The sequence below is a fragment of the Pseudomonas sp. LBUM1641 genome (assembly GCF_059716235.1).
This window is the reverse complement of record NZ_CP166815.1, coordinates 4475550-4494514: the sequence shown is the minus strand read 5'-3', so window position 1 is coordinate 4494514 and position 18965 is coordinate 4475550. Positions and strand designations below refer to the sequence as shown.

At 57.6% G+C, this 18965-nt stretch carries 22 protein-coding genes, 1 tRNA gene and 1 pseudogene; 8 read left to right on the top strand and 16 right to left on the bottom strand.

Annotated elements, in window-relative coordinates; genetic code table 11:
- Complete coding sequence (gene tusD / locus ACA046_RS20790) at positions 1 to 393, bottom strand: sulfurtransferase complex subunit TusD (RefSeq protein WP_497674876.1); 393 nt, start codon at positions 391 to 393, stop codon at positions 1 to 3.
- A gap of 89 nt (positions 394 to 482) precedes the next feature.
- Positions 483 to 1154: a Bax inhibitor-1/YccA family protein gene (locus ACA046_RS20785; RefSeq protein ID WP_076016792.1), complete on the bottom strand. Its 672-nt coding sequence runs from the start codon at positions 1152 to 1154 to the stop codon at positions 483 to 485.
- A gap of 152 nt (positions 1155 to 1306) precedes the next feature.
- Between ACA046_RS20785 and ACA046_RS20780 the strand changes: the two genes are divergently transcribed.
- Positions 1307 to 1397: transfer RNA gene (locus ACA046_RS20780), tRNA-Ser, on the top strand.
- 258 nt (positions 1398 to 1655) lie between these two features.
- On the opposite strand, the gene ACA046_RS20775 is transcribed toward ACA046_RS20780, so the two are convergent.
- Positions 1656 to 2567, bottom strand: coding sequence for a bifunctional GNAT family N-acetyltransferase/nucleoside diphosphate kinase regulator (locus ACA046_RS20775; RefSeq protein WP_459029349.1), 912 nt, complete (start codon positions 2565 to 2567; stop codon positions 1656 to 1658).
- A 431-nt stretch (positions 2568 to 2998) separates the two neighbouring features.
- Between ACA046_RS20775 and ACA046_RS20770 the strand changes: the two genes are divergently transcribed.
- Together ACA046_RS20770 and ACA046_RS20765 are read left to right on the top strand one after the other, a co-directional pair.
- Complete coding sequence (locus ACA046_RS20770; RefSeq protein ID WP_459022073.1) at positions 2999 to 3649, top strand: DUF2625 domain-containing protein; 651 nt, start codon at positions 2999 to 3001, stop codon at positions 3647 to 3649.
- A 262-nt stretch (positions 3650 to 3911) separates the two neighbouring features.
- Positions 3912 to 4208 (top strand): hypothetical protein, encoded by a 297-nt coding sequence (locus ACA046_RS20765; RefSeq protein ID WP_459022071.1) that lies wholly within the window; start codon positions 3912 to 3914, stop codon positions 4206 to 4208.
- A gap of 2 nt (positions 4209 to 4210) precedes the next feature.
- On the opposite strand, the gene ACA046_RS20760 is transcribed toward ACA046_RS20765, so the two are convergent.
- From ACA046_RS20760 to ACA046_RS20750, 3 genes and pseudogenes are all read right to left on the bottom strand, one after another.
- Positions 4211 to 4597, bottom strand: a complete 387-nt coding sequence (locus ACA046_RS20760) for a DUF6678 family protein (RefSeq protein ID WP_459022069.1) — start codon at positions 4595 to 4597, stop codon at positions 4211 to 4213.
- Between the two features lie 112 nt (positions 4598 to 4709).
- Positions 4710 to 5117 carry a hypothetical protein gene (locus ACA046_RS20755; RefSeq protein WP_459022067.1) on the bottom strand — a complete coding sequence of 136 codons (408 nt, stop codon included), beginning with the start codon at positions 5115 to 5117 and terminating at the stop codon, positions 4710 to 4712.
- 101 nt (positions 5118 to 5218) lie between these two features.
- A pseudogene (locus tag ACA046_RS20750) lies at positions 5219 to 5428 on the bottom strand (hypothetical protein).
- A 160-nt stretch (positions 5429 to 5588) separates the two neighbouring features.
- On the opposite strand from ACA046_RS20750, the gene ACA046_RS20745 reads away from it, so the two are divergent.
- Together ACA046_RS20745 and ACA046_RS20740 are read left to right on the top strand one after the other, a co-directional pair.
- Positions 5589 to 5972, top strand: a complete 384-nt coding sequence (locus tag ACA046_RS20745; RefSeq protein WP_459022065.1) for a RidA family protein — start codon at positions 5589 to 5591, stop codon at positions 5970 to 5972.
- Positions 5973 to 6245: 273 nt separating this feature from the next.
- Complete coding sequence (locus ACA046_RS20740) at positions 6246 to 6704, top strand: Hsp20 family protein (RefSeq protein WP_003219642.1); 459 nt, start codon at positions 6246 to 6248, stop codon at positions 6702 to 6704.
- A 128-nt stretch (positions 6705 to 6832) separates the two neighbouring features.
- Here the strand turns inward: ACA046_RS20740 and ACA046_RS20735 are convergent, their stop codons facing one another.
- From ACA046_RS20735 to ACA046_RS20715, 5 genes are all read right to left on the bottom strand, one after another.
- On the bottom strand, positions 6833 to 8161 hold the full coding sequence (locus ACA046_RS20735; RefSeq protein ID WP_497674875.1) for an OprD family porin: 1329 nt from the start codon (positions 8159 to 8161) through the stop codon (positions 6833 to 6835).
- Between the two features lie 233 nt (positions 8162 to 8394).
- A complete protein-coding gene (locus ACA046_RS20730; RefSeq protein WP_017477095.1) occupies positions 8395 to 8649 on the bottom strand; it encodes a hypothetical protein in 255 nt (84 codons plus the stop codon).
- Positions 8650 to 8689: 40 nt separating this feature from the next.
- Positions 8690 to 9682: a zinc-dependent alcohol dehydrogenase family protein gene (locus ACA046_RS20725; RefSeq protein ID WP_459022057.1), complete on the bottom strand. Its 993-nt coding sequence runs from the start codon at positions 9680 to 9682 to the stop codon at positions 8690 to 8692.
- 62 nt (positions 9683 to 9744) lie between these two features.
- Positions 9745 to 10047, bottom strand: a complete 303-nt coding sequence (locus ACA046_RS20720) for an ArsR/SmtB family transcription factor (RefSeq protein ID WP_167663348.1) — start codon at positions 10045 to 10047, stop codon at positions 9745 to 9747.
- A gap of 54 nt (positions 10048 to 10101) precedes the next feature.
- On the bottom strand, positions 10102 to 10470 hold the full coding sequence (locus tag ACA046_RS20715; RefSeq protein ID WP_497674874.1) for a hypothetical protein: 369 nt from the start codon (positions 10468 to 10470) through the stop codon (positions 10102 to 10104).
- Positions 10471 to 10674: 204 nt separating this feature from the next.
- Between ACA046_RS20715 and ACA046_RS20710 the strand changes: the two genes are divergently transcribed.
- Complete coding sequence (locus ACA046_RS20710) at positions 10675 to 10872, top strand: hypothetical protein (RefSeq protein WP_318303029.1); 198 nt, start codon at positions 10675 to 10677, stop codon at positions 10870 to 10872.
- Between the two features lie 56 nt (positions 10873 to 10928).
- Here the strand turns inward: ACA046_RS20710 and ACA046_RS20705 are convergent, their stop codons facing one another.
- The gene (locus tag ACA046_RS20705; RefSeq protein ID WP_258346704.1) at positions 10929 to 11489 is read right to left on the bottom strand and encodes a fasciclin domain-containing protein; all 561 of its coding nucleotides are present in this window, start codon (positions 11487 to 11489) and stop codon (positions 10929 to 10931) included.
- A gap of 190 nt (positions 11490 to 11679) precedes the next feature.
- Between ACA046_RS20705 and ACA046_RS20700 the strand changes: the two genes are divergently transcribed.
- Entirely contained in the window at positions 11680 to 12429 is a 750-nt protein-coding gene (locus tag ACA046_RS20700; protein ID WP_497677122.1) for a hypothetical protein, read from the top strand.
- 13 nt (positions 12430 to 12442) lie between these two features.
- Here the strand turns inward: ACA046_RS20700 and ACA046_RS20695 are convergent, their stop codons facing one another.
- The 4 genes from ACA046_RS20695 to xylA form a co-directional block, all read right to left on the bottom strand.
- Entirely contained in the window at positions 12443 to 13579 is a 1137-nt protein-coding gene (locus ACA046_RS20695; protein WP_076016803.1) for a sugar ABC transporter permease, read from the bottom strand.
- Positions 13580 to 15139: a D-xylose ABC transporter ATP-binding protein gene (gene xylG / locus ACA046_RS20690; protein ID WP_497674873.1), complete on the bottom strand. Its 1560-nt coding sequence runs from the start codon at positions 15137 to 15139 to the stop codon at positions 13580 to 13582. It abuts the gene before it with no gap.
- A 68-nt stretch (positions 15140 to 15207) separates the two neighbouring features.
- Entirely contained in the window at positions 15208 to 16209 is a 1002-nt protein-coding gene (gene xylF / locus ACA046_RS20685; protein WP_497674872.1) for a D-xylose ABC transporter substrate-binding protein, read from the bottom strand.
- Between the two features lie 57 nt (positions 16210 to 16266).
- The gene (xylA, locus tag ACA046_RS20680) at positions 16267 to 17583 is read right to left on the bottom strand and encodes a xylose isomerase (protein WP_459022046.1); all 1317 of its coding nucleotides are present in this window, start codon (positions 17581 to 17583) and stop codon (positions 16267 to 16269) included.
- A gap of 152 nt (positions 17584 to 17735) precedes the next feature.
- Between xylA and ACA046_RS20675 the strand changes: the two genes are divergently transcribed.
- The gene (locus ACA046_RS20675) at positions 17736 to 18947 is read left to right on the top strand and encodes a XylR family transcriptional regulator (protein ID WP_497674871.1); all 1212 of its coding nucleotides are present in this window, start codon (positions 17736 to 17738) and stop codon (positions 18945 to 18947) included.
- Positions 18948 to 18965 lie beyond the last annotated feature (18 nt).

The following is an 18965-nucleotide window of genomic DNA, read 5'->3' as shown; positions in this document are numbered from 1 at the left end:
TCACGGCCCTCCGAAACAGATCAAGCGGTCAGCGGCCTGGGCGGCGTCATGCAGTTGCCCAAGCCCGGACAACGCCCAAGGCGCCTCCAGGTTCACCGCGCTGCGCTGATAGCGGGTGGCCTCTTCGGCATTCAGCACCCCACGGCGCAGGGCCGCGGCGATGCACACCACGCCATCAAGCTGATGATCACTGACAAACTCGCGCCACTGACGGGCGATATCCTGCTCATCCTGCGGCGCAACAATGTTGTTGGACGCGCTGTAGACGCCATCCTGATAAAAAAACAGCCGCACAATTTCATGCCCGCCGGCCAGCGCCGCTTGAGCGAACAGCAAGGCACGGCGCGAGGAGGGCGCATGGGCGGCGGAAAAAAGCGCAATCGCGAACTTCATGGAACACTCTGAAGGCAAAACCTGTGGCAATGATAAAGCCGCAGGCAACAAAAAGCCCGCCGAAGCGGGCTTTTTACATGCTGCTACGATCAGTCGTCGCGGCTCATGATGCCGAAGATCTGCAACAGGCTGATAAACAGGTTGTAGATCGATACATACAGGCTGATGGTGGCCATGATGTAGTTACGCTCGCCACCCTGGATGATCGCGCTGGTCTGGAACAGGATGCACGCCGAGGAGAACAGCACGAAACCGGCGCTGATCGCCAATTGCAGGCCGCTGATCTGGAAGAACATGCCCGCCAGTACGGCAGCCAGCAACACGAAGAAACCGGCGGTGATGAAACCACCCAGGAAGCTCATGTCCTTGCGGGAGATCAGCACGTAAGCCGACAGACCGCCAAATACCAGGGCCGTCATGGCGAATGCCGAGCTGACCACTTCCGCGCCGCCGGCCATGCCGAGGTAACGGTTAAGGATCGGGCCGAGGATGAAGCCCATGAAACCGGTCAAGGCAAACGCCGACACCAGGCCCCAGGCCGAGTCGCGCAGCTTGTTGGTCAGGAAGAACAGACCATAAAAGCCGATCAGCACGACGAAGATGTTCGGGTAGCCGACGCGCATTTGCTGGGCTACGAAGGCCATCACGCCGCTGAACGCGAGGGTGAGAGCAAGCAAGCCGTACGTATTGCGCAGGACGCGGCTAACTTCTAGCTGCTCAGCCTGCGCGTTTCCATTCACTGCGTAATTTTGTTCGCGCATGGCGACACTCCTTCAGTTTTGAAACATTCAGTCGCAAGGATCATAACAGACGCTCTGTAACAAGCGATGGCGAGAGTTTGACAGTGTGTTTCATTCGGGTATTATGGCGCCCGCTGAGACAGGATGGGCTACGCTAATCCTGTGTTGCACAAGGGAAATTGGCAGAGTGGTTGAATGCACCGGTCTTGAAAACCGGCGAACGTTAATAGCGTTCCCAGGGTTCGAATCCCTGGTTTCCCGCCAAGATTTACTCAAAAGCCCCGCTATTGCGGGGCTTTTGCGTTTCTGGCGTTCAGGAATGCGGCAGTGGAACATCTAATCGTCTCCGCATCATTTCAGGCAGTTGCCGCAACTCTGCAAAAAGTGGGAGTCAACGGGTAGGTTTCACGATCTCACCCACGCGCCGATAAACCGTCTCGGTTATCAGTTCGCTCTGGAGAAGTCAGGCGTCCAAGCCGGGCGCGCCGGCTGGCGTGATTCGTTACTGAGAAAAAGGCGCAATTATAGGTGGAAGTCGCCCGCAGCCTCCGGCTGGTAAAGCACTTTCTTGATTTCAATCCGGCGGGTCCGATCAGCAATTCGCCAGTCGATGGCGTCTCCCTCCTTATAGCCAAGGATGGCGGCGCCTAGGTCGGAATACACGGAATGCTTTCCTGCGTTGCTGTCCGCGTGTTCAGGGTAGACCAAGGCCACTTCGAACTCTTCGTCGTCCAGTTGCAGCAACGCCCTGGAGTTCATCGTGATGACATTGCACGCCACCTGCTGCGGCTTGACGACAATGGCTCGCTCGAGCTCATGTTCGAGTTCAACAATCGCCGGGCCTTGCTCGAACGCGATTAGTTCCTCGAGCCTGGCCTTGTCGATTTCAGTGATGTAGATCCTGGTGGAGTCGCCACCGGCTCCTTCGCGCAAGAACTGGAAATAGCGCGCCGCCGTCATGGAAAATGACTTCAATGTCGGCGTTTCGCTCTCAAGCGCAAAGCCGCTGCGCAGAAAGGCTTTCAGCGAGCGCGAGTTGTCCGGGTGAATCTTGGCGATGAGCTTCTCGGCCCGCATGTCGAGGAAGGCCAGTTTCATGCCTTCGCGGATCGTGCGGGCGCCTAGGTTTCGGCCCCATTTGTCGCTGTCTCCGATGACCAGGACTATCTCGCAATTTGAGCCGGTCTTGATTAGGCGGACAAAGCCCACCGGGGCGTCATGCCGGTCATAGGCCATAAAGAATCTGCCGCCCCGGTTGAATAGATGAGTCAGGATCGGCAACTGAGTCCGATCAATGGCTTGCTCAATGGAGCGGGAGACATGACGCGAATCGCTCAGATAGCAGGTGATGCGCTCATCCTCTAACCAATCCATCAACGTCAGCGCGTGCGCCCGAGTAATTTCAGGGCACAGCGAAATGAAAGGCTTGTTCATCTTAACCACACTTATTTGTAAAGGATTGAAGCCCTTCATGGATATGTCATGGCGGTTCTTCGGCAACCGGATATTTTAAGACATACCGCGAGTAATGGCGAACATGCCAGAGAGTTTCCAGAGATGATCGCTTGCCGAACCTGAACCTGAACCAGTCAAGCACTCAAACCTCGATGAAGCCGACTACATTTAGAATGATCAGTTGGTGTATCCCGGCTATGCCCAGACACGAAGCGCGGCGTCACAGTGGTCACCATGTCGCCGGTAGAGCAGGGGCCGGGGATCACAGACGCAGCGACATACATGGTTCCGGTCTCTTTCGAGTATCGAGCGGATACCGGCTCATAGCTGGCTTGTTAGTACCCACCTAGCCTCAATCCGCGATATTGCCTATGCGGCTATAATCGGTTCCTTTTTCCAAGGACCGGCAGATGACAAGTTTGGAAGACCTGATAGACAGCCGAGACCCCGCTCTACCCCTCATTGAAAAAATGTTGGGAGAAGCCACCTTGAGTTATCAGTTGCTCCCTCCGTCCACTGATAGAGCTCGTGTTCTTTCCGGCCTGCAGATCACAACTAGATCTGCGCTGGGGGCGATAGCCTATGAGACTGGCGGTCTACTCATTGATCACGGCTGGTTACGCTTGATCGGCTCCGGTCATCCGCAATTGTCCCGAAATCTTGTTGATTGGAACAAGGGCCGTGCCGATGGTTATTTACTGGTCGCCGACGATGCTGCTGGAGGGTTCTTTTCCATCAACGGCGGCGGTCTGGGGGATGATGTTGGAGCAATGTATTACTGGGCACCCGACACACTACGGTGGGAGCAGTTGGACATTGGTTATACCGACTTTTTTGGTTGGGCCTTAAGCGATCGACTCGCTACTTTTTATGACGGCCTGCGCTGGGATGGCTGGCGTCATGACCTGCGGGGACTGAGAGCAGATCAGTGTTTTTCATTCTTTCCCTTTCTCTGGACTAGAGAAGGCTCAATCGACGAAAGCAGCCGCACGCTGATCGATGTCGGTGAGCAGTTTGAGATAAACGTCGAGTTAACTTCCAAACTCGAAAAACCAGATTGATGGACAAACTGAGACATCTGCGTCCTTCACTCAACGAATGCTACTCCTACGTAGAGCATCATGCGGATGTTGATAGCGGCGGTAGCGGTTTAGGAGCATTAAGATGGGTTTCGCAACAACACTCTGGGAGTGGTATGGGGAAGGGGACTACAAGCGGGTGCTCGCCGTTTGTGAAACGTTTCCTGCTCTAGAATTTTTGGCGATGAGTGCAGATGAGTAGCGAGAAGTTATTCCGGATTGCCCTGCATGTGAGGCTTGGTCCATGACGATGTTGCCGTTGAACGATGCCTTGGCCGCCTGTGGTAATGCCATGCCAAGCGAAGTAAGGTGCGGCCTCCAAAACCTCTGGAAACGATGTAATGACCTGTCTGAAGAAGCTTCCCGTTGTGGCGACCGGTTGATATTCGATCATCAAGATTGGCAGTCTATTCGTGAGTCCGCTACAGATCTGCTCCGGCTGATGGGGCGTCTGGAGATGACCCCTTATCTGGATGAGCTGACGGTTGATTGCCACAACGAGGTCACTGGGCGCATCGCTGCAAAGCATCGTCGTTCGTAGTGTTACGCAAGGCTCACCCAAAGAGGTTGTACGCCAGGTCTTGTATACCCCCAGACACGCGGTACTCCGTCCTCCAAAGAAAATGGAATGCTGTGTTTTCTGAGGGTGGACACCAGCCAGTCTGATGACGTGGACCTGAGCTCAATCCACTCAACTTCTGCAACTGGGTGTATGTGGTAGTGCCAATCCCGGTCCCATTCTGTGCAGTAATCGCTCGAAGCTAAAATGCTGCGCAATCTGAATGCAGGCTTCATTTCTGGTGAAGCAAGCATCTCCTTGATCAGCTCGGTCCACTTGGTGTTGTTCATAACTGAGAATATTTTGCCGTCAGTTAGCAGCTTTTGAATTTTTGCTTTTGTAGATTCGTTCAGCTCGGGTAGCAGGCGCATAAGACTCCACGGTCCGCTAGGGTTGGGCTACTTGCACCGGCTCCCCAGTGAAGTGGGTGCTTGGCCAAAGCAGAGATTTTAGTGTGATGAACCTAGAGTCAAGGAACGGGGTTCAAAGGATGCTGAATCGGGTTTCATCGTTCACGTCCTCTAACTTGATCTGCACCCCATTTGCAAAGTGAAACACGATGGTGCTTCCCGTTGCGGTGGGCGCCAGGACACATGAGCTCAACGCGACTCCTACTACGCCTGCAAGGGCACCAACATCTATATGTGGGCAATCCCAGTCTTCTTCCGGATCGGTCCAGGGCTCGGGCGGTGTTGAGGAGGATCGCCAGAAGATAATGCCGCAATCAAAATAGGCTCTGTACAACTGACCACCGAAACTGATGTGACTCACGTTCGCCGGGGCGATCACTCTCCCATCACAGACAAATGATTCGCAGATGAAGAAGTTGCATGCCAGGCCGGCTAGGTCCGGAGGTGTGCCGTTGATTTCCAGCTCAAGAGTGTGAGTCATGTTCCCTTGCTCGGTTGTAATGCGCTGAGGGTGCGCGCGACGCTTTTTGCCTCGTACCCCTCAGAAGGCTTGACGCGACGAACTGCAGGTTTACCCGACGATCAGTCAGGCGCCATGATGACTGCCAGAGTCAGCTTTATAAACTCTTCGTTCTCGTCGATGGTGTGCAGAGCGCCGCGCACGTTTTCAGCCACATCAGCGGAGCCACGCTGCTCGACCCAGTTTGACAGCTCCATGATCGAGGCTTCGAGGGCCAGTTGGTTTTCTTACAACTTGGAGAACAGGGAGGGGAGAAGGTCTGAGTTGGGCATCGGCGTTCCTCTGGTAGAGTAAGCAGACTAGCAGTAGTGGCCTTGAGGGCTCACTTCAAGGCTAAGCAAGCGTATAGCTAACTTGGACAAATCCTGAATAATCACTTGATTTTTAGGAACTCCAGGATTACCCATCTACTAAAATTTCGGACACGCTAATATGCCAAGCAATAATATCGAACGTAAAACTTACGTAGCACTTCCTCCCGCCGTGGGGCCATATTCGCACGCGGTGAAAAATGGCAATACCCTGTACCTGTCAGGCTTCACAGCGTTCGGAACTGATGCTCAAGGGCAGAGCCTTGAAAAACAGGCCAATGCTATTTTTGAACAGATTAAAGCGGTTGCCGCCGAAGAGGGCACCGATATGTCTTCACTCTTGAAGGTGACTATATTCATCACTGACTTCAGCCAAGTCGGTGAGCTGCGCAAGGTGCTGGTGCGGCACTATGAGGGGCATTTACCTGCCAGCTCCCTAGTGGAGGTCTCAAAGTTGTTTTCCCCGGAGCTGAATATCGAAATTGAAGCTATTTTCGGGGTGTAACAGGCTGTAGAGGCGGCTTTGCATGTTCGAACAGTGTGCAACTCACCCCTCTTGATTCACCGTACCGTCTTCTTTCGGCGGAAATGGCGCTTTGGGGATTGCGGCTTCCGACCATGAAGCCAAATAAGCTCGCTAACCAAGCCTTGGTGTGGATCTTGTAAAAAAATTTTTCTGCCCTCTTGAAATTTTCCCCGGCGAACATAAATTTTCATCACGCGACGCCGAATGCGGGTCGCGCACTTAATCACTTGGATTTAATCAGGAGATTTTGAGATGGCTACTACCCTTTCGTTGGCCCCTTTGTTCCGTCAATCCGTGGGCTTCGATCGCTTCAATGACCTGTTTGAGTCGGCGCTTCGCAGCGAGGCTCCGAACACTTATCCGCCTCATAATGTGGAAAAGCACGGTGATGACGAATATCGCATTGTCATTGCAGTCGCTGGGCTTACTGAAGCGGATCTGGATATTCAGGTCGAGAAGGGCGTTTTGACAGTCGTTGGCGACAAGCGCGAAACCGAGAAAGCAGTCACTTATCTGCACCAGGGCATCGCGCAACGAGCATTTCGGTTGTCGTTCCGGCTGGCAGATCACATCGAGGTGCGCGGTGCTTCGATGAACAACGGGCTGTTAAGCATCGACTTGCTGCGCGTGGTTCCTGAAGAGGCCAAGCCCAAGCGCATCACGATTGGCAGCGGGAAAGAGCCCGAACTGCGTCAGGTTAGTTTGCAATAAGTCAGCGGTAGCAAAAAAGGCGCTCTTGGTAGCGCCTTTTGTGTGTGTGTGGAATCAAAATGCCTGCCGAACAATACCTGGCCACGCAGAGTACCCGGTCGATCCATCAACCGGGCACTCCCGTCTGTTTAGAAGATATTCAACGGATACTCCGTAATCAGCCGCGTCTGCACCAAATGCCCCCCGGTGGATGCGTCACCATCGTGCCAAGCTTCCCGCAGGCGGAAGGACAGCTTCTTGGCCGGGCCACTCTGCACCACGTATTTCACTTCGGCGTCGGTTTCGTGTTCCTGGTCGTTGGCACCATAGAACCCGGTGTAGGCCGAATTGCCGGGAGTATGCGTACCGTCGATGCCGGCACCGCGAATATGACGGGCCATGAAGCTCAGGCCGGGGGCGCCGAAGGTGCCCATGTCCAGGTCATAGCGCATCTGCCAGGACCGCTCGCCCGGGCCGTTGAAGTCGGAGTACTGCACGGAGTCGGCGAGGTTGATCGAGTTGCCGTAGCGGCCAGCACCGACACCGGCATTGGTCTCCCCAAAGCCGACGTAGTCGAATGGCTCGTCACCATGAACCTTCTGTCCGGCCAGGGTGAAGGTCTGCGCGCCCAGAGTGTAGGCCGCCGCCAGCGAGGCGGCGGTGGTGTCGATGGTGCCGGCCTTGGCGCTGCCGTCGTCCAGTGTGCGATAGAGGTTGAAGTCCAGCGCGACGGATTGGTCATCGGTCAGTGGATGAACAAGGTTCAAGTTGGCGTAGTACTGGTTCCAGACATCTTCCAGATGCGCTCCGTACAGCGACGCGGTGAATTCCTTGCTGAACTGGTACTTGCCCCCCGCGAAGCTGGCCGACGACGCAGCCACACCTGCATAGCTGGCAAGAATGTCGCCACTGCGCGAGGTGGTTGTGTTACCGGTGCCGGAGGTGTAGTGACCGGCCTCCAGGTTCAGGCCGGAGATTTCATGACTGTCGATCTGGAAGCCTGTTGCGGTCTGTGGCATCAGGTAGTTATCGGCGGTGGCGAACACCGGCGATGTAGGCTGCAGGTCACCGACCTTGAGCGTGGTATTGGAAATACGGAACTTGACGTCACCGCCAGCCTTCGCGAAGCCATGGTCCGGATTGCCATTGGCGTCGGACGGAATGTTCGGGCCACCGGCACGGTCGGTGTTTCCGTCGATGCGCAACGCCAGGTCGGCAAACGCATCAATGCCGATGCCAATGGTGCCTTGGGTGAAGCCCGAGCTGTAGGTCGCCATCAGCGCCTGGCTCCAGTCACGGGTGTGGGCGCCGTTGCCGTTCTGGTTCCAGAACAGGTTGCGGTTGAGGATATTCAAGCTGCTGTCGGCGACAAAGCCCTTGGAATCGGACTGATCGCTGGCGTAGCTCATGGCCGGCAAGGCAAATGCCAGCGCCACTGCCAAGGTATTGAGCTGAAGTAACGGTTGACGTTTTTTCATTATTTTTTGCTCCTGTGCACGAGTTCGTGTTGGAGCATTAAGGCGAGAGCCCAGGCCATCAACAAATGAAACTGGATGAATGTTTTGATATCCCTTTTACTGAATTCCAGGCAAAGAAAAGCCCGCGATGGGGAGTGCGGGCTTAAAGGTGTTCACTTAGGAGCTGGGGTAACCATAAGCGCTCGACTGTGAAAGGGATGTGAAAGGTTGTTGGTTGCGTAGCGTATTGACCGCTATTGATCCTCCCCCCGCACAATCCTTCCCGCCTTCACCTCATCCGCGTACCCGCTGAGCTTTTCCTGCTGAGCCGCGAGCAGGGCGCCCATCTTCATGAGGGCGACAGCTTCGTCGGGAGATTTGGCGACCCCGGCGATACTGGCCAGCTCATTGACCGACCAGGCGATAACGGCCATCGCATCTTCGAGGTCGTAAAACAGTTCCTGTTGTGCGGTCCTTGGGCCGTCGAGCATTTCCATCAGTTCTGCCATCTACCCGTGCTCCCCAAAGAAATGGTTCAGTGCCATCAGCTCAAACACCGTTGCGCCAATCCTCCTGTAACTCGGAAGACACGGCAATCGCGATTTTCCCTTGGATGCCGTTGTTAGGGCTCTCCAGCCGGGAATGGGCGAGTGGGATGTCGGCAAGCGAATAGACCGCGCCAAGATGTGGGCGCAGTTTACCGTTGGCTATCAGTGCGCTCATTTCATCCAGTTTGCCGCGGTTCTGTCGTGTGAAAACGAAGTGATAACTCGCGTTCTTGCCCCAGGCCTGAACCAGGTTTTGCGGGTGTGCAATGTCCACAATCGAGACCACGCGACCTAGTTGCGCAAGCGCGTCCGGGCTGCGCGACAACGTGTTGCCGCCGATGGTATCGAACACGACATCGACTCCACGACCAGCCGTTTCTCGCTGGATGACGTCGACATAATCCTCCTTTTCGTAGTCGATGATCACGTCGGCGCCCATGCTTCGTGCGAACTCGACGTTCACTTCGCGCACGGTTGTGAACACCTTGGCGCCCATGGCTTTTGCCAGCTGGATCGCCACATGGCCGACGCCTCCCGCGCCGCCGTGCACCAGAATGCTTTCTCCCACTTTGAGTGCCCCACGCACCACCAATACTTCCCAGGCTGTCCCGCCGACCAGGCTCAGGCTTGCTGCCTCAAGATGACTCAGCGAAGAGGGCTTCTTCCCGATAATGCTTTCGTGCGCCACGTGGTACTCGGCATAACTGCCCGGGCCTTCGAAAATTTGCGGGGTGTACCAGACTTCATCGCCGGGCGCGAAGGTCGTAACCCCCGGCCCGACTTCTTCAACAACACCCGATACGTCATGCCCGGTAATGGCCGGTAACGGCACCAAGTCGGAATAGTCGCCACGCCGGACCTGATAATCCAGCGGGTTGATGGAGGTTGCGTGTACGCGCACCAGGACTTGTCCTGCGTGTGGCACGGGCTTGGGCACGTCGCACAGTTCGAACGATTCCGGGCCGCCAAATGAATTGAGTATCAACGCTTTCACTGTATTTCCTCATTTCGATAAAAAGGGATATCGCGAAATCTCGATATTATGGGGCGAAAAATTTACAGCTCTTTCCCCATGACCTCGGCAAGCATGCTGATGGTTGCTTCATTGCGCTTGTAGTAGGTCCACTGGCCGATACGCCGGACTTCCACCAGGCCCACTCGTTGCAGGGTTGCAAGGTAACCGGACACCGTTGACTGCGAGAGTCCGATACCTTCTTGGATGCTGCTGACGCACACACCCACCGTGTGAACGTCACCTTCATCTTGAGGCGGGAAGTTCTTTTCGGGATCTTTCAAACCTTTCAGGATTTCGAGGCGTGTCTGGTTTGAGAGTGCTTTGAATATTTCGAGTAAGTCCATGGCGCGATCATATCGAGAATTACCGATATGTCAATGTGAAGGTCTGTGTCATTGCTACCATTTCGCCGTAAACCAATACCTGGCGAGCTTTACCTGGTTCCTGAGACCTGACTGACCTTTGATACACATGTCTTCCGTTTCCTCGGCGGACTTAGGAGGACCTTTCTTCACGCTAGGCTTCAGGCCATCTTGATAGGTTGGGCCAAATTCCGCAGAGGACTCTGAAAGGAGTCGAATCGCTTTGGCGTAGTCGTCTTCAAGATCCTGGGGCAGGGTGCCGCAAGCTGTTTTAGTGCGCTGATAAACCTGCCCCCACATGAAGCCCGATTTGTCAGGGGTGTTGAGATCCGAATAGGTATCGGCGGCTACGGGAGCGCAGATAAAAATCAGCGCCATTGCAGCCATTGACGTTTGCGTGAGCATCGCGAGTCAGCCCTTCCTTGCTTGCTTGAGGCGCACACAAATACCGGCAACCCTTCAGCATTTCAAGTCCTGTCCAAGCGAGCCCACGTCTTTCTCTGAAGCAGAAATTACCCCCACCGTTCGTCTATCGCCCGGCACTCGCGACCACGCACCGTTTCTCATGTTCAAGCACGGACATCCCGCGCGCCAGAACGGAGAGCCAGCATGGAAATTGACGAGAAGGCCCCTGGAAACGTATCCCAGCAGGGCGTAACCCGTGGTACAGACAATGAAACCGGTCACGATCCTCGGCGCGATCAGCCTGAGGTGCCTCTACCAGCGGACGATGACGCCCCTCTGGAAGAGGATATGTCGGATGTAGACGCGGCTGATTCTGTCGCAAGCGAACACCCCGACAACTGACGCATCCGAACAAGCCCGACGCGCACTGCGCCGGGCTTTTCGGTGTCGAGCGGCGATTACGGCATCAGCACCGAATCAACCACATGAATCACGCCGTTGGACTGCATCACATCCGCAATGCTGATGCTGGCCTTGCCACCCTTGGCATCCACCACCCACAGCTTGCCGTCGTGCAGCTTGATCGTCAGCGATTCCCCCTGCACGGTTTTCAACATCACCATGCCGCCGTTCTTCTTGGCATCGGCCATCAGTTGCGCAGAGGTATGGGTGCCAGGCACCACGTGGTAGGTCAGGATTTTCGTCAGGTCGGCTTTGTGCTCAGGTTTCACCAGCGTATCTACGGTGCCTGCCGGGAGTTTGGCGAAGGCTTCGTTGGTCGGTGCGAATACGGTGAACGGGCCTTTGCTGTTAAGGGTATCAACCAGTCCGGCTGCCTTGACCGCCGCCACCAGAGTGGTGTGATCCTTTGAGTTGACGGCATTTTCGACGATGGTTTTCGTCGGATACATCGCCGCACCGCCCACCATCACAGTGTCGGCTGCAACGCTGAGGGTGGTTGTGATCGAGAGGATCGTGAAGCAGGCGACGGCAGCAATTTTTTTGTAGAAAGCATGCATGATGTATCTCCTTGGTTCTTGTTCCCCCGGTTGAGGGTATTGAATCTACGTACCAAGGAGCAAAGTGGATGCATGTCTCGAAAAATTATTCGTTTGGGCGTCCCGTCGCACTTTTTCCCGTTCTCCTGCTCTATCTCTGTCCCGGCCACACTAATTCCCGGCGTGGACAGAAGACCCAGACCTGATGCCGATGGATCGCACGTTACCTGTTTTTATCACTCGATGGATGCGCCAGCCGCTGTGGCTGGCTGCGGTTTTGATGCTTTGCGCCAACGGTTGCAGCCAGCAGATGGGGCGCGATATTGCCACGCAGTTCAGCAACGGCAAACCCGATGAGTTCTTCCAGACCAGCGTCGATCGCATGGCCACCCTGAGCATGCGCGACAACCTGCAAAGCCTGTATTTGCTGATGAGCAAGCTCTACCTGCGCAACCCCAACCAGTGGCGTCAATCGGGTTACCCAGACGCTGTGACCGCCGCCCGGCAAATCCGCCAGGCCATCGAACTTCGCCAGCCGCTGCCCGCCCTTGGGGATCGCCGTGACCTGGCGGCGCTAAGCTATTCCCTGAGCCCGGAGTTTAGTGGCGACCGGGTGGGCGCGTTCATCTACGCGATCGGCAGCATGCTGGTGACGGCACACGGCGGGCGCACCGAGTTTTATATAACGGACTCGATCAACCCCCAGTTCGTCAGCAATGCCGCGCGCAATATCGAGAAGGCAACCTGGCTGCTCAGCCAGCGCCAGGACGCCAATGGCTCGCTGTTGCTGTTCTCCAACGAGATCTCGGAAGCGGGCAGCAACCTCAGTTTTGCTGTCGAATTCGGCAAGATCGTCGCGCGCCTCGACCTGTTGACCCAGATGCAAGATGAGCGCTACCGGCGCATCGGTCTCAACTATGCGCAAAGCTTGCTGCTGATGAATTTCCTGCCGGTGCAATAACCGGCTGGCGCCCTCAGCGCCGCCCGGTCCGCGTACTCACATCCACCCACACCGCCAGCACCAGAATGCTGCCCTTGACGATCATCTGCCAGTAGCTGTCGACATCGAGCATCGACATGCCGTTGTCCAGGCTGCTGATCACCAGCGCGCCGAGCAGGGCGCCGTACACCGTGCCCGAACCGCCGCGCATCGATGTGCCGCCAATGAAACATGCCGCGATGGCATCCAGTTCGCCCATGTTGCCCGCCGAAGGTGAACCGGCCGCCAGGCGCGCGGTGTTGACCAGCCCGGCGAGGGCGCACATCACGCCCATAATTCCGAAGATCCACAGCTTGACCGCCTGCACGTTGATCCCGGACAGGCGCGTGGCTTCCATGTTGCTGCCCACCGAGTAGATGCGGCGGCCGAACACGGTCTGGCTGGTGACGTAACTGAACACCCCCAGCAGCACTAACAGAAGCAGCACCGGCACAGGAATCCCGTCATAGCTGTTGAGGGTGTAGACGAAGCCGGCCAGCACGAAACCGATCAGCACCACACGCACGCTGTCCCGCAGCATCGATGGCAGTGCCAGCCCGTGCAGGGCGCGGTTGTGGCGTTGGCGCCAGGTCAGGAACACCGTCAGCCCGAACAGCAACACGCCGAGAATCACCCCGACCACCGTCGGCAAGTAGCCCTGGCCGATGTAAACGAGTTCCGGCGACACCGGCGCAATCGTGGTGCCGCCGGTAATGCCCAGCAGCACCCCGCGAAACGCCAGCATGCCGCCCAGGCCGACGATGAACGAAGGGATGCGCAGGTACGCGGTCATGTAGCCGTTGCCCAGGCCAATCAGCAAGCCGCAGAGGGCGACGATGGCCAGGTTGAGCGGCAGCGGAACGTGATAGACCACATCCAGAATCGCCGCGACACCGCCGAGCAAACCGAGCATCGAGCCCACCGACAGGTCGATCTCGCCGCTGATGATCACCAGCACCATGCCGCACGCCAGAATGCCGGTGATGGACATCTGCCGCAGCAGGTTCGACAGGTTGCGCGGGGTCAGGAAACCGCCTTCGGTCTGCCAGCTGAAAAACACCCAGATCAGCACCACGGCGATCAACAGGGCGAGCATTTTGTAGCGGGTGAAAAGCTGTTTGACCTGGTTCATTTAAGCGGACTTCCGATCATTACTATTGTCATGCCCGTTTGGTTGGCTGAGGGCGGCGGCGAGTACCTGTTCCTGGGTCAGGCCCTGGTTGATGAAGTCGCCGCGCAGTTGGCCTTCGCCGATCACCAGCACCCGGTCAGACACCCCCAGCACTTCGGCCAGTTCCGAGGACACCATGATGATCGACACGCCTTCGGCCGCCAGCGCGCCCATCAATTTGTAGATCTCGTATTTGGCACCCACATCCACGCCACGGGTGGGTTCGTCGAGAATCAGCACCCGGGGTTTGGTCAGCAGCATCTTGGCCAATACGGCTTTCTGCTGGTTGCCACCGGAGAGGCTGGTGATCGGCAGGAACGGGTTCGCTGTCTTCAGGTGCATGCGTTTGATTTCCTGCTCGACGCTGCCCAGTTCCGCCTCGGCATCGATGCGCGTCAGGTGCGAGAAACTGTCGAGCACCGCCAGGGTGATGTTTTGCCCGACGCCCAGATCCGGCACGATGCCCTGGCGCTTGCGGTCTTCCGGGACCATGCACAGCCCCGCGCGAATCGACTTCAGCGGCGTGCGCGTATCAATGGGTTTGCCGTCGAGCCACACCTCGCCTTCGTAGCGCCCAGGGTAGCTGCCGAACAGCGCCGACACCAGCTCCGTACGGCCCGCGCCCACCAGCCCGGCGATACCGAGGATTTCGCCACGGCGCAGGCTGAACGAGACATCGTCCACGCGTTTGCGGCCCGGGTTGTCGACGTCGTAGCAGGTGATGTGGCGCGCCTCGAACAGCACCTCGCCGACGGCGTGGGGTTCGGTGGGGTAGAGGTTGCTCATCTCACGGCCCACCATCTGCGTGATGATGCGCGATACGTCCATGTCGGCCATGGCCGTGGTCGCGATGTGTTTGCCGTCGCGGATCACCGCGATGGTGTCGCAGATGGCCGAGACTTCATCGAGCTTGTGGGAGATGTACACGCAGGCGACACCCTTGGCCTTGAGCCCGCGAATGATGTCCAGCAGCACCTCGATTTCCGAGCGGGTCAGCGCCGACGAGGGTTCATCGAGGATCAGCAGGCGCGCCTGCTTGTTCAGGGCCTTGGCGATTTCCACCAGTTGCTGGTAGCCGCCACCGTATTGCGAAACGGGTAGGGCGACGTTCATGTCCGGCACCTTCAGCTCGCGCATCAGGGCTTCGGCGCGGTGCATCATGGCGGGGTAGTTCATGCGCCCGCCGGGCAGTGTCAGCTCGTGGCCCATGAAGATGTTTTCGGCCACCGAGAGGTCGGGCACCAGGGTCAGTTCCTGGTGGATGATCACGATGCCGCAGGCCTCGGTTTCGGCGATGGAATGGGCGCGCAGCGGCTGGCCGTCCCAGATGATTTCGCCGTCCCAGGTGCCATGGGGATACACCGCTGACAGCACTTTCATCAGGGTCGATTTACCGGCGCCGTTCTCGCCGCACAACCCCACGCATTCCCCGGGTTTTACCTTGATGTCGATGCCATTCAGGGCTTTGACGCCACCGAAGGTTTTGACGATGTTGTTCATTTCCAGCAGGTAGTCGGACATGGCGGGCACTCATTCCACAGCGAAAAGGCAGGAGCGGCCTCAAGCCGCCCCTGCTGTGAGCCGTACGCTTACTGCCCGGCGATTTGCGCTTTGGTGTAGAACCCGTCTTCTTCCAGCACGTTGACGTTGTCTTTGGTCAATGCGGTCGGCTTGAGCAGGATGCTCGACACCTGTTTGCTGCCGTTGTCGTACTGCGAGTTGTAGGCCGGTTTCTCGTCACGCACCAGTTGCACCGAGAGCTTGGCCGCCTCTGTCGCCAGCAGCTTCAGGGGCTTGTAGACGGTCATGGTCTGGGTGCCGGCGATCACGCGCTTGATCGCGGCGAGGTCGGCGTCCTGGCCGGAGACCGGTACCTTGCCCGCGAGTTTTTGTGCCGCCAGGGCCTGGATCGCGCCGCCGGCGGTGGCGTCGTTGGAGGCGACGATGCCGTCGATTTTATTGCTGTTGGCGGTCAGGGCGTTTTCGACAATGCTCAGGGCTTCGGTGGGGTTCCATTCCTTGACCCACTGCTGGCCGACAATCTTGATGTCGCCCTTGTCAATCGAAGGCTGCAGCACCTTCATCTGGCCCTGGCGCAGGATCTTCGCGTTGTTGTCGGTAGGTGCGCCGCCGAGCAGGAAGTAATTGCCTTTAGGTTGCGCGTTCAATACGCCCTGGGCCTGCATCTCGCCGACCTTTTCGTTATCGAAGGAAATGTAGGCGTCGATATCGGCATTCAAAATCAGCCGGTCATAGGACAGCACTTTTACCCCGGCTTTCTTGGCCTCGGCCACCACGTTATTCAGCACCGTGGCGTTGAACGGCACGATCACGATCACGTCGACGCCCCGGGAGATCAGGTTTTCAATCTGCGAGATCTGCCGCGGTTCGTTGGCGTCTGCCGATTGCACATAGACCTTGGCGCCCAGTTGCTCGGCGGCGGCGGTGAAGTAATCACGGTCGCGGGCCCAGCGCTCAAGGCGCAGGTCGTCGATGGAAAAGCCGATTTTCGGATGGGCCGCGTCGGCCATGACCGAGTTGGAAAGCAGTGCCAGAACGCTGGTGAATAAGACGGTTTTCAGGTGTTTCATGATGGTGAGTCCCTTTTATTGTTGTTTAGACGCACTGCTGGACCTGGAGCGTAGCGGTCATGGGTAGATAAAGCGATTCACCACGCCCTCGAGCATTTCCTGGCGGCCACTGACGGCTTTTGGGTTGAGTTCATGGCTGAAGGCATGCTCGGCCAGCGATTCCAGGCTGAAGTCACCGCCGAGTACGGAACGTCCGAACGATTGGTCCCAACCGGCATAACGCTGGGCCTTGAACTGCTCGAGGGCATCGTTCTGGAGCATGGCGGCTGCGCGTTCCAGGGACAACGCCAGCACGTCCATCGCGGCCACGTGGCCATGGAACAGGTCCACTTCATCGAGGCTTTGGCGGCGCACTTTAGAGTCGAAGTTGTAGCCGCCACCTTTGAAACCACCGGCCTTGAGCACCTCGTAGGTGACCAGGGTCAACTCCTCGACACTGTTGGGAAACTGGTCGGTGTCCCAGCCGTTCTGTGGGTCGCCGCGGTTGGCGTCGATGCTGCCGAAAATGCCCAGGGACGCGGCGGTGGCGATTTCATGATGAAAGCTGTGGCCGGCGAGGGTGGCGTGGTTGGCCTCGATGTTGACCTTGATCTCTTTCTCCAGCCCGAACTGATGCAGGAAGCCAAACACGGTGGCGCTGTCGTAGTCGTATTGGTGTTTGGTCGGCTCCTGTGGCTTGGGCTCGATAAACAGCTCGCCGGTGAAGCCGATCTTGTATTTATGCTCGACCACCATGCGCATAAAGCGCCCGAGTTGTTCGCGCTCGCGCTTGAGGTCGGTATTGAGCAGGGTCTCGTAGCCTTCGCGGCCGCCCCACAGCACATAACTGGAACCCTTGAGGCGGTGGGTGGCGTTCATCGCGCTGAACACCTGGGCCGCCGCATAGGCAAACACCTCGGGGTTGGGATTGCTCGCGGCACCGGCGGCAAAGCGCGGGTTGCTGAAGCAGTTGGCCGTGCCCCACAGCAGCTGGATGCCGGTCTCTTCCTGATGGCGTTCGAGTTCGTCGACCATTTGCGCGAAGTGGTTGCGGTACTCCGCCAGGCTTGCGCCTTCGGGGGCGACATCGGTGTCGTGGAAGCTGTAGTAGTCGATGCCCAGCTTGGAGAAAAACTCGAACGCCGCATCGGCTTTCCCGCGCGCCATCTGCATGGCTTCCCCCGGTTGCTGCCAGGGCCGCTGGAAGGTGCCGGAGCCGAACATGTCACTGCCGGGCCAGACGAAGTTGTGCCAATAACACGCAGCCATCCGCAGGTGCTCGCGCATGGGTTTGCCGAGGATCAGCTTGTTTGCATCGTAGTGCCGGAAGGCCAGGGGAGAGTCGCTTTGCGGGCCTTCGTAAAGGATTTTATCGACAGCGGGAAAGTAGGGCATCGCCAGATCCTTGTTGTTATGAGTGCACGTTAACCTTGCCTCGATACTAGCAACGGCCCCCGGCCAACCGATTATGAAAATCACCAGAGCGGGGTTCGATTTTGAGTAGCTTTGGGCGCATAGTTGATCGACACCTCCCATGGAGCCGCCCTGTGAAAACCGTCCCGCCAGTGCACCGGATTGCCCTGCTGTTCAACGGCAATAAGATCTACGATCGCGGCATCATCACCGGGATCGGCAACTACCTGAGCAGTACGCGGGTGTCGTGGGATCTGTTTCTGGAAGAGGATTTCGTCTGCCGGCTCAAGGGCATCGAGCGCTGGCATGGCGACGGGATCATCGCCGACTTCGACGACCCGGCGATGGGCCCCGCGCTGGCGGGTGTGCATTTGCCGGTGGTGGCGGTGGGTGGGTCCTATGAAGATGAGCGGGCTTACCCACGGCATATTCCGTACGTGGCTACCGACAATTTCGCCCTGATCAAGCTGGCCTATGAACACCTGATCGAAGCCGGGCTGACGCGCTTCGCCTGTTTCAGCCTGCCGCAAGCTGATATCAACCGCTGGGCCCAGGAGCGCGAAAAAGCCTTTCGCCGCCTGCTGGAGCGCGATGGCCTGCCCGTTGAGGTGTACCGCGGACTGGGCACCAGCGCACCGCTGTGGGATTCGGCGGTGGAGCAGCAGATCGCCTGGTTGCACAGCCTGCCCAAGCCCATCGGCATCATTGCAGTCAGCGACGCCCGTGCCCGGCAGTTGCTGCAAGCCTGCCTTACCGCCGGCATCCCGGTGCCGGAGCAAGTGGCGCTGATTGGCATCGACAACGACCCGCTGACCCGCACCCTGACCCGCGTGCCACTGAGTTCGGTGATCCAGGGCACCGAAAAAATGGGCCGCACCGCCGCGCGCTTGCTGCACCAGATGTTGCATGGCATGCCCTCGGCGGGCAGCCAGATCCTGGTGCCGCCGGAAGCAGTCAACGTGCAGACCTCAAGCCTGCATCAACCCCTCGGCCATCCCTACGTGATGCAGGCGCTGCACTTCATTCGCCAGTACGCCTGCCAGGGCATCAAGACCGCCCAGGTCGCCAGCTACGTCGGCGTGTCGCGGTCGTCCCTGGAAGCGCATTTTCGCAGTGAACTGAACCGCAGTGTCCACGACGAAATCCTGCGCTTCAAACTCGCGGCGGCGGTTGCGAGCCTGGAAAATACCGGGGCCGGCATTGCTGATATTGCCTACGACTGCGGGTTCAAATCGGCGCAGTACCTGCACACGGTGTTCAAGCGTGAGTTCGGGTGTACGCCGAGGGAGTATCAGGTGGGGCAGGTTGAACGCGATTCGAACGATGTCATTTCTTTGTCGCCTTGAGTCCCTATTTTGTCTTGA